General features: G+C 27.9%; 14 protein-coding genes and 1 riboswitch. Of the genes, 8 read left to right on the top strand and 6 right to left on the bottom strand.

Annotated features, from left to right (window positions below):
* Nucleotide 1: 1 nt before the first annotated feature.
* The 6 genes from Q0O83_RS06670 to Q0O83_RS06645 all read right to left on the bottom strand — a co-directional run bounded on the left by Q0O83_RS06670 (nucleotide 2) and on the right by Q0O83_RS06645 (nucleotide 7,190).
* A complete protein-coding gene (locus Q0O83_RS06670; RefSeq protein WP_294095435.1) occupies nucleotides 2-652 on the bottom strand; it encodes a methionine ABC transporter permease in 651 nt (216 codons plus the stop codon).
* On the bottom strand, nucleotides 642-1,649 hold the full coding sequence (locus Q0O83_RS06665) for an ATP-binding cassette domain-containing protein (RefSeq protein WP_294095432.1): 1,008 nt from the start codon (nucleotides 1,647-1,649) through the stop codon (nucleotides 642-644). Before Q0O83_RS06665 ends, Q0O83_RS06670 begins: the two co-directional genes overlap by 11 nt.
* A gap of 83 nt (nucleotides 1,650-1,732) precedes the next feature.
* Nucleotides 1,733-1,819, bottom strand: a riboswitch (SAM riboswitch).
* Between the two features lie 71 nt (nucleotides 1,820-1,890).
* Nucleotides 1,891-2,940: an alanine racemase gene (locus Q0O83_RS06660; protein WP_294095430.1), complete on the bottom strand. Its 1,050-nt coding sequence runs from the start codon at nucleotides 2,938-2,940 to the stop codon at nucleotides 1,891-1,893.
* A gap of 77 nt (nucleotides 2,941-3,017) precedes the next feature.
* Nucleotides 3,018-4,760, bottom strand: coding sequence for a phosphoenolpyruvate--protein phosphotransferase (ptsP, locus tag Q0O83_RS06655; protein ID WP_294095427.1), 1,743 nt, complete (start codon nucleotides 4,758-4,760; stop codon nucleotides 3,018-3,020).
* A gap of 89 nt (nucleotides 4,761-4,849) precedes the next feature.
* A complete protein-coding gene (locus Q0O83_RS06650) occupies nucleotides 4,850-5,113 on the bottom strand; it encodes an HPr family phosphocarrier protein (RefSeq protein WP_047382823.1) in 264 nt (87 codons plus the stop codon).
* A 226-nt stretch (nucleotides 5,114-5,339) separates the two neighbouring features.
* Complete coding sequence (locus Q0O83_RS06645) at nucleotides 5,340-7,190, bottom strand: replication initiator protein A (protein WP_294095424.1); 1,851 nt, start codon at nucleotides 7,188-7,190, stop codon at nucleotides 5,340-5,342.
* 772 nt (nucleotides 7,191-7,962) lie between these two features.
* Between Q0O83_RS06645 and rpmH the strand changes: the two genes are divergently transcribed.
* From rpmH to Q0O83_RS06605, 8 genes are all read left to right on the top strand, one after another.
* Nucleotides 7,963-8,097, top strand: coding sequence for a 50S ribosomal protein L34 (gene rpmH / locus Q0O83_RS06640; RefSeq protein WP_047382826.1), 135 nt, complete (start codon nucleotides 7,963-7,965; stop codon nucleotides 8,095-8,097).
* 63 nt (nucleotides 8,098-8,160) lie between these two features.
* Nucleotides 8,161-8,502 carry a ribonuclease P protein component gene (gene rnpA, locus Q0O83_RS06635; protein ID WP_294095420.1) on the top strand — a complete coding sequence of 114 codons (342 nt, stop codon included), beginning with the start codon at nucleotides 8,161-8,163 and terminating at the stop codon, nucleotides 8,500-8,502.
* Nucleotides 8,503-8,515: 13 nt separating this feature from the next.
* Nucleotides 8,516-8,752 carry a membrane protein insertion efficiency factor YidD gene (gene yidD / locus Q0O83_RS06630; RefSeq protein ID WP_366515953.1) on the top strand — a complete coding sequence of 79 codons (237 nt, stop codon included), beginning with the start codon at nucleotides 8,516-8,518 and terminating at the stop codon, nucleotides 8,750-8,752.
* 1 nt (nucleotide 8,753) lies between these two features.
* A complete protein-coding gene (locus tag Q0O83_RS06625; protein WP_294095418.1) occupies nucleotides 8,754-9,362 on the top strand; it encodes a YidC/Oxa1 family membrane protein insertase in 609 nt (202 codons plus the stop codon).
* A gap of 10 nt (nucleotides 9,363-9,372) precedes the next feature.
* Complete coding sequence (locus Q0O83_RS06620; RefSeq protein ID WP_294095415.1) at nucleotides 9,373-10,107, top strand: R3H domain-containing nucleic acid-binding protein; 735 nt, start codon at nucleotides 9,373-9,375, stop codon at nucleotides 10,105-10,107.
* Nucleotides 10,108-10,118: 11 nt separating this feature from the next.
* Nucleotides 10,119-11,486: a tRNA uridine-5-carboxymethylaminomethyl(34) synthesis GTPase MnmE gene (mnmE, locus tag Q0O83_RS06615; RefSeq protein WP_294095413.1), complete on the top strand. Its 1,368-nt coding sequence runs from the start codon at nucleotides 10,119-10,121 to the stop codon at nucleotides 11,484-11,486.
* Between the two features lie 86 nt (nucleotides 11,487-11,572).
* Complete coding sequence (gene mnmG / locus Q0O83_RS06610; RefSeq protein WP_294095412.1) at nucleotides 11,573-13,423, top strand: tRNA uridine-5-carboxymethylaminomethyl(34) synthesis enzyme MnmG; 1,851 nt, start codon at nucleotides 11,573-11,575, stop codon at nucleotides 13,421-13,423.
* Between the two features lie 106 nt (nucleotides 13,424-13,529).
* On the top strand, nucleotides 13,530-14,345 hold the full coding sequence (locus Q0O83_RS06605; protein WP_294095410.1) for a histidinol-phosphatase HisJ family protein: 816 nt from the start codon (nucleotides 13,530-13,532) through the stop codon (nucleotides 14,343-14,345).
* Nucleotides 14,346-14,347 lie beyond the last annotated feature (2 nt).

Raw genomic sequence — 14,347 nt, 5'->3', positions numbered from 1 at the left:
ACTACCTCCCAGTTTTTTTCAATCTATTTGATATTAAATTTCCTATTAACTGAATTCCTTGAACCAGTATAATAATTACTAAAACTGAATAAATCATTATATCTAGTTTAAAACGATTATAACCAAATCTTATAGCTAAATCTCCTAAACCACCTCCACCTATTGCACCTGCCATTGCAGATAAACCGATTAGGTTAATTATTAATAAAGTTATTCCTTGAGTTAATGATGGTAATGATTCAGGTATTATAACTTTTCTTATTATCGTATAGTTGTTAGCTCCTAAGCTCTCACTGGCTTCTATAACACCTCTATCTACCTCTAAAACGCAGTTCTCTACTATTCTTGCTACAAAAGGTGCTGCTGATATTGAAAGCGGTACAATAGCCGCTGTACTCCCTATCGTTGTTCCTATTATAAATCTTGATAATGGAAGTAACAGAATCATAAGAATAATGTAAGGAAAAGATCTTGTTATATTTATAACTCCATTTAAAAAACTATTAATTACTTTATTTTCATAAATATGTCCTTCAGATGTTATTGCAGCTAAAATTCCACATGGGAATCCTATCAAAAGAGAAACTATCGCTGAAAATATAACCATGTAAATTGTCTCTATTGTTGCTTGTATTAACATATTAAACACCATTATAAACTACCTCCACTCCTACATCTAAACTAGGAAACCATTCTATCGCTTCATTTTGTTTTTCTAAGTCTCCAATTAACTCCACAATCAGGTGTCCTACCTGCATTGTTGCCAATAAATCGATTGATCCACCAAGTACATTTATATCTAAATCAAATTTTCTAACTGCTTTAGAAAGAATCGGATCACCAGCTATTGACCCTAAAAACATAAGTTTAATAACTTTATTTCCAGGTTTCTTTATAAACTCTATCTCCTCTTTCTCTTGAGCTGGCACGTACGAAATTAACTCTTTTGTAACTTCAGTTTGAGGATTTAAAAATATTTCGTGAGTTCTACCACTCTCTATAATCTCTCCATTTGACATAACTGCAACCTTATCACAAATCTCTCTTATAACTTCCATTTGATGAGTAATAAGTACAACTGTTAAATCCATTTTTTTCTGTATATCTTTTATTAAAGCTAAAATTGATTTTGTAGTTTTTGGATCAAGTGCAGAAGTTGCCTCATCCGATAAAAGAATCTTCGGATTGTTTGCCAAAGCTCTAGCTATTGCAACTCTTTGTTTTTGTCCTCCAGAAAGTTGTGCTGGATAAAAATCTCCTTTATCCTGAAGTTCAACTAATTTTAGTAATTCGTCAACTCTATTTCTTATATCAAATTTTTTCCATCCCGCAACTTCCAAAGCAAAAGCAATATTTTCTTTTACATTTTTAGATTTCAAAAGATTAAAATGTTGAAATATCATTCCAATTTTTTTTCTTTTTTCTAAAAGATCTTTTTTAGAAAGTTTTGCTATATCAGTATCTTCGACTTTTATTGATCCTGTATTTAAATTTTCCAATCCATTAAACAATCTTATTAAAGATGATTTTCCTGCTCCACTCAACCCTATAATTCCAAAAATCTCACCTTTTTTAATATTTAGTGACACATCTTTTACTGCATGAAAACCGTTGTTATAAATCTTATTAACATTTTCTAATCTAATCATAATTTTTAATCCTCCCGAGTAAAAAAAAAACTCTCATCTTAATTTTTAATTAAGATGAGAGTAAATTAATCAAATTTAGACCTCTCCCATCTTTCTGGAATTAGCACCACACTCTTTGGTAGGTTGCTGAAACGTCGACGGGCCAGTCCCTCGGTCTCTCTTGATGGTTTTGAGTAATAATATCTTATTTGAAAAAAAATGTCAATATTTTTTTAAAATAAAATTTTATTTTTGTTCGTAGTCATGTTAATTCTCTTTTTATTCTATCATTGATACAAGATAAAAATTCGTAATGTGGAACTTTTAAATATTTTATACTGTCTTCTAAATCATAAAAAATCTCTATAAAATCCCCTTCTTTTACTGACTCATCAACTAAAATAAATGAACTATCCATACTGATGTGAACTATTTCAAACTTTTTATTATTGATTATAGACATAATACCTTCTCCTCTTTTAGAAAATCCATCTCCATAACCTAATCTTATTTTTGCTATTTTTTTATGCTCATTCAAAACTATTTTTTCTTTTTTCTCATATCCAATATACTTTAAATCATTCAAATCTTTTACACCTAATATTTTTCCAATTAGCTTAAAAGCTCTTTTTATATTAGGATCATAGTAACCTATCTCTTGAAGTCCAAATAAAATTGTCCCACATCTTATGTGAGTACATCCATCTCCTTCAATAGAAATAACTCCTGCACTATTTTGCATATGTATAATCTCAAATCGCTCTTTACCTAATTCTGATAACATCTTATTAAATTTACTCTCAACAACTAGCATATCTTCATAATCAGCTGCAAAAACATGAGTACAAATTCCTTTAAATTTTAAATTTTTCTCTAAAATTAATTTCTTTAATTTTAAAAAATCATCTTCTACAACTCCGTTTCTTCCAAATCCAAAATCTAATTTTAAATGAAGTTGTTCAGTGAAAACATTATTATTCAATAAAAATATAAGATCTTTAAAACTGCTTACAACCATTTCGACATTTTTATGTTGTTTTAAAAAATTTAAATCCTCTATCGTTTCTAAAATCAATATATCTATATTTTTTAAATTTAAACTTAATATTTTTTCTGCTTCACACTCTCTTGCAACAGCAAAGTATCTACATCCATTTTCTGACAATAATGAGACTATATTTTCTATTCCATGCCCATAAGCATTAGCCTTTACCACAGCAATAATCTCTTTTTTTCTAAGCTCTTTTAGATACTGATAGTTATGAAGAATATTTGTTTTGTTTACTTCCACTTTAAAATCTTTAAATCCCATAACTTCATCTCCTTATTTTTTTATCATAGTATACTCTAAAATGAAAAAAAGGTGAAACACTGTTTCACCTTTTTATATTATCCTAATAATTCTTCGTTAAATTTATCTACTTCTGCTAAAACATCTTCTGTTGTACTCATAGCCATTACTCTTTCTACAAGTGCTTCTGCTGCTGCTTTATCCATAGCCATTATATTTTTCTTTACTTTTGCAACCGATATAGCTGACATTGAGAATGCATCTAATCCCATTCCAAATAATAAAGCTGTTGCTCTAGCTTCTCCAGCAAACTCTCCACACATAGATATAGAGATTCCACCTTCATGAGCTCCATCTATAGCTGCTTTTATCGCTGCTAAAACTCCTGGGTTGTATGTATCATATAGATGAGATATTCTCTCATTTCCTCTATCTACAGCAAGTGTGTATTGAGTTAAATCGTTTGTTCCAATTGAGAAGAAATCTACTTCTTGTGCAAACCATTTAGCTCTGAAAGCTGTTGCAGGAGTTTCAATCATTATTCCTAATTGAATATCTTCATCAAACTTTATTCCCTCTGATCTTAATTCAGCTTTACACTCTTCTAGTAATTCTTTTGATTTTCTACACTCTTCTATTGAGATTACCATAGGTAACATTATTTTTATATATCCGAAAGCTGATGCTCTTAAAAGTGCTCTAAATTGAGTTTTTAAGATTTCAGGTCTATCTAAACATATTCTTAAAGCTCTCCATCCTAAGAAAGGATTTTCCTCATGAGGTAACTCCATGTATGGTAAAGATTTATCTCCACCAATATCCATTGTTCTTATAGTTACTGGGAATTGATTTCCATTTTCATCTTTCATTGACTCTGCAACTATTTTATAAGCTTCAAACTGCTCATCCTCTGTTGGGAATCTATCATTAGCCATGAATAAGAACTCTGTTCTATAAAGACCTATTCCATTAGCTCCATTTCTTAAAACTCCTGCAACATCTTTTGGTGACCCTATATTTGCCCAAGCTCCCACTGTTACTCCATCTTTAGATGTAGCTGTTTTATCTTTTAATTGCTTTAGAAGTTCTTTTTCTCCTAAATAATTTTCTCTTTTCTTTGTATATTTTACAACATCCTCTTCTGTTGGATTTAAAATAACATCTCCTGTTAATGCGTCAACTATTATAGCTGCTTCATTTGAAACTAATGATGTTATGTTTCCTGTTCCTACTACAGCTGGAATTTCTAATGATCTAGCCATAATCGATGAATGAGCTGTTTTTCCTCCAATATCAGTTATAAATGCCACAACATTTTTTAAATCTAATTGAGCTGTATCCGATGGAGTTAAATCTCTTGCTACAACTACTGAATTAGCTGGTAATGAAGATAGATCTACTATATCAATTCCAACAATGTTGTATAACCATCTTTTTGCAATATCTCTTAAGTCTGCTGCCCTTTCTCTTAAGTACTCATCTTCTAAATTTGCTAACATATCACAATATCCGCTGATACCTTGCTCTAATGCATTTTCTGCTGTTATTCTTTCATCTTCGATTAACTCGATAACTTCATCAAATAAATCTTCATCTTCTAATAGTGTTATATGTCCATCAAATATTGCTGCTTTATCTTCACCTAATTGTCTAGCAGTTTTCTCTCTAATTTTTAATAATTGCTCTTTAGTTTTATCTCTTCCCTCGATTAACTTTTCTTTTTGAATCTCAATATTTGAACACTCAGTTTTGTCTATGAAAAGTTCTTCTTCCTTGTATAAAAATACTTTTCCAACAGCTACTCCTGGAGATGCATCTATACCTTTTACAAATTTTCTCATATTTTATCTCTCCCAAAATTTTTTTTTGACAAAAAAAAGGATAGAGTTACCCCCATCCTTCTCACACTTCAAACTATCGTACTATGTTATTAGTCCTTTAGATTTTCTAGTAGGTGAGCTAACTTCTCAACTGCTTCGTTCTCATCTTCTCCAGCAGCATGAACTGTTATTTTTGCACCTTTTTTAATTCCTAAAGAAAGTAATTTTAATAAAGAAGTCCCCTTTACTTTTTTCCCCTCTTCGTTCTCTAATTCAATTTGAGATGTAAATGTTTTTGCTAAACTTACAAATTCGTTCCCAGGTCTTGTATGTAGTCCTGTTTCATTTTTAATTTCAACTGTTTTATTTGCCATAATCCTACTCACCTTTCTACATTTATTGTTTATTATTAAATAAAAATATAAAAATTTAAATCTATTATTCTAATATAGAATACTTAATTTTCAAAATTTTGTCAATTTTTATTTTGAATTGTTTTTTTGTCAAAAAATGTTCATTTTTAAGTCTTTAATTGTGTATTTTATGATATTTTAACTCTTTTATACACTCTGATTTAACATATTTAACATTTTGTTAAATCTATTCATTAATAACTCTCTCAATATACTTCTTTATTGTATTAAAATAGATTTTTTTTGATTTTCTTTTCATAGTCAATAAAAAGTTAACATCAATATTTTCTTCTAAAGAACATAAGTTTATCGCTTGTTCTTCTATTTTCAATTTTTCATACTCATCATATTCATCAAAAACCTTTAATATATCTATTGATATTTCATTTTCATCTATAAGTTCTTTTATACTATTTATAACTGGTTTTTTTACTGTTTTTCTCGCTTGATTTATCTTTTTTTTGCTAATTAACCCTTTTTCTTTAACTATGTTATTAAAAAGTGTTAAGTTTTGTTTTGAAACATCATTCTCTTGACTTAGTAGATTTTTCAGAACACCATTTATATATTGAACTAATGTTGTTTTTATATTAGAATTTAAGTTTTTATATATAATTTTTAAAACCTCTAATAAAATTACTTCTCCTTCTTCTAAAAAGATCTTTTTAATTTTAGTATCTGTTCTTTTATCCCAAGATCTTGAAACATAAATATTTTTTTTAGCTTTCTGAATATATTTTATTACCTCTTCCGGATAACTAAATGCCTCATCTCTTTCAGGCTGCTTCTTTATTATTTTTCTCTTAACATTTTCAATAATGTCTTCTTTTCGCTTTTCTTCAATTACAGATTTTTCTAAAACCTCTATAACTTCGGCTTCTTCAATCTCCTCTACATTCAACTCTTTTTTAGTACTATATTTTTCTTTATCCTTTGAGTATGTAATCTCTTTTGGCTTACTTACTTTATTGTTTTCTATAAACGAAGAAACATGACACTCTCCATCTTTCTCACTATTAAATTTATATATAATATAATATGTATCTTCCTCTTTTTCTTGATATGATTCATAGTACTCAACATATCCTAATTCAACTAAAACATCATAAGCTTTTTCCACTCTTTTTAAGACTTGTTTCATTCTACATAAAACATATGTTTTAGTCTCTCCATTTTTATTAACTCTTTCTGTTGTTTGTTCTGTTTTTAATGGAACAATAGCAGCTATTGTTCTAAGATTCATACGATCCTCTTGCTTTTCATATCTTATTTTACTAATATATTTATAAATTCTTCCTGCTATTGGATCTTTAGCTAATATTTCCATTAAAGCTTTTGAGTTATACTTAATATATCTTTTATCACTAATTTTTTTTCTTATATTTTTATTTAAAGTAACTCTATAATAAATCTTTTTTCCTTTTTTCAATTTCTGATATGTTAATAGTTTGAATTCTTCATCTTCAAATTTGTATTTCCCTAACTTTGTATGATTGGATACAATAAATTGGTACTCTGTATTTTTTAAATTTTTTAAAGCTTGCTCTACTTTTGTATAATAAGTTCTATTCATTTTATTTCCTAAAAAATGAACTATAAAATCTGAAATTTCAAATTCTATATACTCATCTTCATTATCTAAATCTTTTTTAGCTTCATATGTTGAAATTAAATATGTGTATATTTTTTCTTCAAATATTGAAGGTTGAAAGACTTTATCTTTTGAATCTTTAGCTACTAATGTACAATACATTGTTACACCTAAATCCTCAAATGAATATTGAAAATTTACTCTCTTATTTTGTTTTTGTGGAGTAAAAAACGGAAAAACTATCATTTCAACAGGTATATTTATCACATTGTCTTTTAAATTTAAAAAGTTTCCTGTTTCTTTTATTATAACCTCTCTAACCTCTATATCCGGTAGCTGGTTTAATCTGATATCTATTTTTGTTATATCTGTTAAAAGGGATCCTGTTGAACTTATATTAAAATTTTCAACTAAATCACCTTTTTCTTTTTTCACCTTCTTCTCCATAAAAACCTCTCTATAAATTTTATAACACTAAATATGTATATATACAGTAATAAATATATTTAGCGTAATATAATATAGCATTTTTTCTGTATATTAACAATAATATTTTTTAGTTTTTCAAACCCTTTATTTACAAAGGTTTTCTTAATTTTTAATTATTTTTATTCAATAAAATCAAGGCTTAAAAAATGTATATTAACAATAATATTTTTTATATTTCAAAATGCCTTGATTTTATTGACATTTTTTATAGTCTGAATAAATAACTCTCTTTAAAATCAAGTCTTCTTATTGTGTATATGAACATTAATATTTTTTATATTATATAACCCTTTGATTTTATTGAAGTCTTTAATATTTAATTGATTATAATCTCTTTAAAATCAAGCTTTCTTATTATGTATACTATCAATAATATATTGTTTTATTTATAAACCCTTGATTTTTCTAGGTTTATAAAATATACAATACCTATAAGTATAATAAAATCAAGGAATATTATTAGTGTATACTATCAATAATATTTTTTTTCATATAAACTCTTATAAATCAATGGTTGAACACATGTTTTTTTTTTAACTTAGTCTGTACATATAACATTATACAAAAAACAAAAAACAACTATGTGCGTGAATCTTGTTTAGAATAATTTATTCAATGAATTTAAAAGGATTTTAACTTAAATTTTTATTTATTAGAATTTACTTGACAAAACTCAAAAATTCTTCTAAAATATTTATCTGAAATATAGATATTTTTAGGAGGTGAAAAAATGAAAAGAACTTACCAGCCAAATAACAGAAAATACAAAAAAGATCACGGATTTAGAGCTAGAATGGCAACTAAAAACGGAAGAAAAGTATTAAAGAGAAGAAGAGCAAGAGGAAGACAAGTATTATCAGCATAAAACCCGGTGATCTAAAACACCGGGTTTTTAAAGATTTAAGGACTATTTTAGGGAGTTAAAAATATGATTAATTTAAAAAAAAATAGGGAGTTTCAAAATGTTTATAATCATGGAAAAAAATCATTTGGATATTACTCTCTTATTTTTTTTAAAGCAAATGATACAAATGAAAACAAATTTGGATTTGTTGTTAGTAAAAAAACAGGAAATGCAGTTTGTAGAAACAGATTAAAAAGATTATTTAGAGAGTATTGTCGTTTAAATGAAGAAAACCTAAATCTTGGTTATGACATAATTTTTGTTGCTAAAAGAACAGCTGGCGAAAAATTTAAAACATTAAGTTTTGAGGAGATGAAAAAAGATCTTGACCGTGTTCTTAAAAATTCTAAACTATGTAAAAAATAGTTTAATTTGTATTTTGAAAAAAATTATCTTAAATTTAATAAGATTTTATCAAAAATATATATCAATATTTTTGGGGAAAAAATGTATATTCTATCCATCTTGTTCAAAATATATGTATGACGCAATTGAAATACATGGAATTTTGAAAGGGATTTATTTAGGAATAATACGAATTTTAAGGTGCCATCCATATTCTAAAGGAGGATATGACCCAGTGCCACCATTAAAAAAATGCGGAGGAAAAAAATAAAATGGAATTTTTATACAAGATATTTGAACAAATATTAATGTTTATAAATGGACTTACAGGAAATTTCGGTTTAGCTATAATTGGTTTAACGATATTAATAAAAATATTATTATTACCATTAACTTTAAAACAAGACAAGTCAATGAAAAAAATGAAAGAACTACAACCATTGTTAGAAAAATACAAAGAACAATATGGTCACGATAAAAATTTATTGAACCAAAAAACAATGGAACTTTACAAAGAAAAAAATGTTAATCCGGCTGGAGGATGTTTACCTCTGATAGTTCAGTTACCTATTTTATGGGCACTATTTGGTGTTCTAAGAGCTGAAAGAGGAATTGTTCCTGCTGAATCATTCTTATGGATGAATTTATTACAACCGGATCCTTATTATATATTACCTGTTTTAAATGGTATTGTTGCATTTATTCAACAAAAATTAACAGGAACTGATAGTAACCCACAAATGAAACAAATGATGTATGTATTCCCAATTATGATGATATTTATTTCTTATAAAATGCCAGCTGGATTACAAATTTACTGGTTAACATCAAGTTTTGTAGGAATTGTACAACAATATTTCATAATGAAAAAAGGAGACTAATACTAAAGTTATGGAAAATATGATTGAAATCAAAGCAAGCAATAAAGAAGTTGCCATTGCTAGAGCTACAAAAATATTGGAAGTTACTGCTGATCAAGTTGTTAAAGTTACAGAACTAGAGAAACCTAGATCATTCTTTGGATTTTTTGCTAAAGATGGATTATATAAAGTTGAAATTAGCAGAAAAGTAGAAACTGAAGAAATTAAGATTTCAGGTTTAAATAAAGAAGTAGCAGAAACAGTATTACAAGCAGAAACTAATATTGAAGCTGAACAAATAAAAAAAGAAGCTAGAAAAGAGCTAAAAGAAAATAGAGAGAAAGATATTGTTAAACTTTCTCAAGAGCTATTAAACAAAATGGGACTTGAATTAGAAGTTGAAGTTTTAAGATTAGAGGGTAAAAACTGTGTCATAAACCTTTATGGTGAAGACAACGGTATTATTATTGGGAAAAAAGGTAAAACATTAAACAGTTATGAATACTTGCTTAATACGTTAATTAAGGATGTTAGAATAGATGTTGATGTTGAAGGATTTAAAGAAAAAAGAAATGTAACTTTAAGAGATTTAGCTAGAAAAATGGCTGAAAAGGCTATGAAAACTACTAAACCTATAAAATTAAATCCAATGCCACCAAGAGAAAGAAAAATAATACATGAAGTTGTGAATAAATATTCAGAATTAGATACTTACAGTGAAGGAAAAGACCCTAAAAGATATATTGTTATTAGAAAAAAGAAATAGGGGTGAGTTATATGTTTGATACTATTGCTGCCATTTCAACTCCAAGAGGAGAAGGTGGAATAGGAATTGTTAGAATGTCAGGAAGCGATTCTTTATGTATACTAACAAAAATATTTAAACCCATATCAAATAAAAAAGTTAGTGATCTTAGAAATTTTAGTATAAACTACGGACATCTTTATGATGGTGAAGAGTTAATAGATGAAGTTTTGGTTTCTATAATGAAAGGACCTAACACATACACAAAAGAAGATATTGTAGAAATTAACTGTCATGGAGGATTCTTAATTACAGAGAGAGTTTTAGAACTAGTATTGAAAAGTGGTGCTAGAATTGCTGAAATTGGTGAGTTTACAAGAAGAGCTTTCCTAAATGGAAGACTTGATTTAACTCAAGCAGAAGCTGTAATTGATTTAATTCATGGAAAAACAGATAAAAGTATCTCTCTTTCTTTAAATCAATTAAGAGGAGATTTAAGAGAGCAAATAGATATCTTAAAAAAGCAACTTTTAGATGTTTCAGCTCATGTTAATGTTGTATTAGATTATCCAGAAGAGGGGATAGATGATCCTTTACCAGATGATTTAGTAGACAATTTACATAATGTCGTTAATACAACAGATGCTTTAATTAAATCTTATAATAAAGGAAAAATGATTAAAGAGGGTGTAAAAACAGCAATTGTTGGAAAACCAAATGTTGGAAAGTCAAGTTTATTAAACTCTGTTTTAAGAGAAGAGAGAGCTATAGTAACTCATGTAGCTGGAACTACTAGAGATATAATTGAAGAAGTTGTAAACTTAAACGGTGTTCCACTGGTTTTAGTTGATACAGCGGGAATCAGAAAAACAGATGATTTAGTAGAAAATATAGGTGTAGAAAAATCAAAAGAACTTATAGATAAAGCGGATTTAATTTTATTTGTAGTTGATAACTCTAGAGAGTTAGATGAAGAGGATTTAAAAATCCATGAAAGAATTCAAGCTGATAAAGTTATTGGACTTATAAATAAAACAGATATTGAGTCTAAGTTAGATACGACACCATTAACAAAAATAAAAAAATGGATAAAAATTTCTGCACTGGAAAAAATTGGAATAGACTCAATGGAAAAAGAGATTTATAACTATATAGTTTCTGGACAAGTTGAAGATAGTTCTGAAAAATTAGTTATTACTAATGTTAGACATAAATCAGCTTTAGAAAAAACTAAAGCAGCTGTAGAAAATATATTTGAAACAATAGATATGGGATTGCCAATGGACTTAATAGCAGTAGATTTAAAAGAAGCTTTAGATTCATTGTCAGAAGTAACAGGAGAGATTAGTAATGAGGATCTTTTAGATCACATCTTTAGTAATTTCTGTGTAGGAAAATAAAGATATTAGCCACGGATTTATTGTCTGTGGCTATAATTTTTTTGACATTTATTTATGTATATGAACAAAAATAAAAGGAGAAATATATGAGTTTTAAATATGATGTAATTGTTGTAGGTGGAGGGCATGCTGGAGTTGAAGCGGCTTTAGCAAGTGCTAGATTAAATAGAAATACTCTGTTATTTACTTTATCATTGGACAATATAGGAATGATGTCTTGTAATCCTTCTATAGGAGGACCAGGAAAAAGTAATTTAGTAGCTGAAATAGATGTTTTGGGTGGAGAAATGGGAAGACATACAGATCAGTATAATCTTCAATTGAAACACCTTAATACAAGTAAAGGACCTGCTGCAAGAATAACAAGAGGGCAAGCAGATAAATTTTTATATAGAACAAAAATGAAAACTCTTTTAGAAGCAACTGAGAATTTAGAAATTATGCAGGATAGTGTAGATGAGTTATTAGTTGAAAACGGAGTTATTAAAGGAGTAAAAACAGCTTTAGGAATAGAATATTATTCTGAAACTGTAGTTTTAGCAACAGGAACATTCTTAAAAGGTAGAATAGTTATAGGAGATGTTAAATATCCTGCAGGAAGAATGGGAGAGAATTCTGCTGAAAAATTATCAGAGAGTTTAGAAAAAAATGGAATTTTACTTGAGAGGTATCAAACAGCAACTCCGCCAAGAATAGATAAAAGAACCGTTGATTTTTCTGTAATGAAACCTTTATATGGAGAGGAACACCCAAGATATTTCTCAATCTATACAGAGAAAGAGAGAAATAATGTTGTTCCAACATGGTTAACACATACATCAGAAGAGACATTGAATGTGACAAAAGAGATGTTAAAGTACTCTCCTATAGTTTCAGGAATAATTGAAACACATGGACCAAGACATTGCCCTTCGTTAGATAGAAAGGTTTTAAATTTCCCAGATAAATTTGATCACCAAATTTTCTTAGAATTAGAATCGAGTGAGTCAAATGAACTTTATGTGAATGGACTTACAACAGCAATGCCTCCATTTGCTCAAGATGCAATGTTAAAATCTATAAAAGGATTGGAAAATGCAAAAATAATGAGATATGGTTATGCTGTGGAATATGATTATGCACCAGCATCACAACTTTATCCAAGTTTAGAAAGTAAAAAAATAAAAGGTTTATATTTTGGAGGACAGATAAATGGTACTTCTGGATATGAGGAGGCAGCTACTCAAGGATTTATAGCTGGAGTTAATGCAGCTAGAAAAACTTTAAATAAAGCTCCAGTGATATTTGATAGAAGCGAAGGATATATAGGAGTATTAGTTGATGATATCATTCATAAAAAGACTCCAGAGCCTTATAGAGTGCTTCCGTCAAGATCTGAGTATAGATTAACTCTGAGATTTGATAATGGCTTTATGAGACTTTTAGATAAAGCTGAAGAGATAGGAATAGTATCAAAAGAAAAGATAGAGTTTTTAAAAAAATGTAGAGCAGATGTTTATTCTGAAATAGAAAGAATAAAAGAAACAAAAGTTCCAATGAAAGATGCTAACGAGATATTAGAAAGAAAAGGAACTGCACAAAGATTAACAAAAGGAGTTCAAGCAAGTGAACTTCTAAAGTTTAAAGAGGTTTCTTATGATGACTTAGCACATCTTTTAGATATTTCAGAATATCCTGAGTTTGTTAAAAATCAAATAGAAACAATGATAAAATATGAAGTATTTATTGAAAGAGAGAGAGAACAGATAGAAAGATTTAAAAGATTAGAAGCTTTAACTATAGCTGAAGATTTTGATTTTGATACTGTTGTTGGAATCTCTAATATAGCAAGAGCTGGAATGAAAGAGATAAAACCACTATCAATAGGAGAGGCTTCTAGAATAAGTGGTGTTACTGGAAATGATATAGCACTTCTATTAGCAACATTAAAAAAATAGTACTACGAACAAAAATAAAAACTGTAAATACAAAGTTAAATAAACTTGTAATTACAGTTTTTTTTGTTATACTTATATTTGTAATAAAATATTGAGGAGGATAGAATTGATTATAAGTGATTATCATATACATAGCAGCTTTTCAGGAGATAGCGTTGAAGATTTAAATCGAATTTGTAAAAAAGCCATTGAATTAGGTATTAAAGAGATTGCAATAACAGATCATATGGATTTAGATGTTAAAGTAGCAGAAGATGATTTAAACTTTTATTTGAATTTAGATGAATATGTTCCTACAATTTTAAAGTTAAAAGAGTTTTATAAAAAAGATTTAGATATAAAATTAGGTATGGAGTTTGGAGTACAAAAACACTTAGGAGAGATAGGAGATGAGCTTATCAAAAAATATCCATTTGATTTTATAATTTCATCTGTTCATACTGTTGATAAATTGTTAGTTGATCAAAAAGAATTTTGGAATGATAAAACTAGAGATGAAGCACATGATAAATATTTTTTTGAAATATTAAAAAGTGTTGAAAACTTTAATCAATTCAGTGTTCAGGGACATCTTGACTTTATTACAAGATATGGAGGGCTTGACAAAAAAGGATTTATAGATTATATAAGATACCAAGACCTAATTGATTCGATTTTGAAAAAACTTATTTCTAAAGGAAAAGGGATTGAAATAAATACATCAGGTATAAGATACAATGAAAATAGATTTTATCCATGTGATAATATAATAAAACGTTATTTTGAATTAGGAGGAGAGATAATAACAATAGGTTCAGATTCACATAAAGCATCAGATTTAGGAAAAGACTTTAGAAGAGCTTATGATTTTTTAGAAAGTATAGGAGTAAAATATATATCATCTTTTGATCAACTAGATGTATCTTTTAAAAAAATAAAATAATT

It is taken from the genome of uncultured Cetobacterium sp. (genome assembly GCF_945952365.1).
In the GTDB taxonomy this organism is placed as follows: domain Bacteria; phylum Fusobacteriota; class Fusobacteriia; order Fusobacteriales; family Fusobacteriaceae; genus Cetobacterium_A.
This window is presented reverse-complemented; position numbering and strand designations above follow the sequence as displayed.

What these genes read in the sequence shown, in the direction of transcription:
- Q0O83_RS06670 (WP_294095435.1), bottom strand. Translation starts at nt 652, where the DNA reads ATGGTGTTTAATATGTTAATACAAGCAACAATAGAGACAATTTACATG.
- Q0O83_RS06665 (WP_294095432.1), bottom strand. Translation starts at nt 1,649, where the DNA reads ATGATTAGATTAGAAAATGTTAATAAGATTTATAACAACGGTTTTCAT.
- Q0O83_RS06660 (WP_294095430.1), bottom strand. Translation starts at nt 2,940, where the DNA reads ATGGGATTTAAAGATTTTAAAGTGGAAGTAAACAAAACAAATATTCTT.
- ptsP (WP_294095427.1), bottom strand. Translation starts at nt 4,760, where the DNA reads ATGAGAAAATTTGTAAAAGGTATAGATGCATCTCCAGGAGTAGCTGTT.
- Q0O83_RS06650 (WP_047382823.1), bottom strand. Translation starts at nt 5,113, where the DNA reads ATGGCAAATAAAACAGTTGAAATTAAAAATGAAACAGGACTACATACA.
- Q0O83_RS06645 (WP_294095424.1), bottom strand. Translation starts at nt 7,190, where the DNA reads ATGGAGAAGAAGGTGAAAAAAGAAAAAGGTGATTTAGTTGAAAATTTT.
- rpmH (WP_047382826.1), top strand. Translation starts at nt 7,963, where the DNA reads ATGAAAAGAACTTACCAGCCAAATAACAGAAAATACAAAAAAGATCAC.
- rnpA (WP_294095420.1), top strand. Translation starts at nt 8,161, where the DNA reads ATGATTAATTTAAAAAAAAATAGGGAGTTTCAAAATGTTTATAATCAT.
- Q0O83_RS06625 (WP_294095418.1), top strand. Translation starts at nt 8,754, where the DNA reads ATGGAATTTTTATACAAGATATTTGAACAAATATTAATGTTTATAAAT.
- Q0O83_RS06620 (WP_294095415.1), top strand. Translation starts at nt 9,373, where the DNA reads ATGGAAAATATGATTGAAATCAAAGCAAGCAATAAAGAAGTTGCCATT.
- mnmE (WP_294095413.1), top strand. Translation starts at nt 10,119, where the DNA reads ATGTTTGATACTATTGCTGCCATTTCAACTCCAAGAGGAGAAGGTGGA.
- mnmG (WP_294095412.1), top strand. Translation starts at nt 11,573, where the DNA reads ATGAGTTTTAAATATGATGTAATTGTTGTAGGTGGAGGGCATGCTGGA.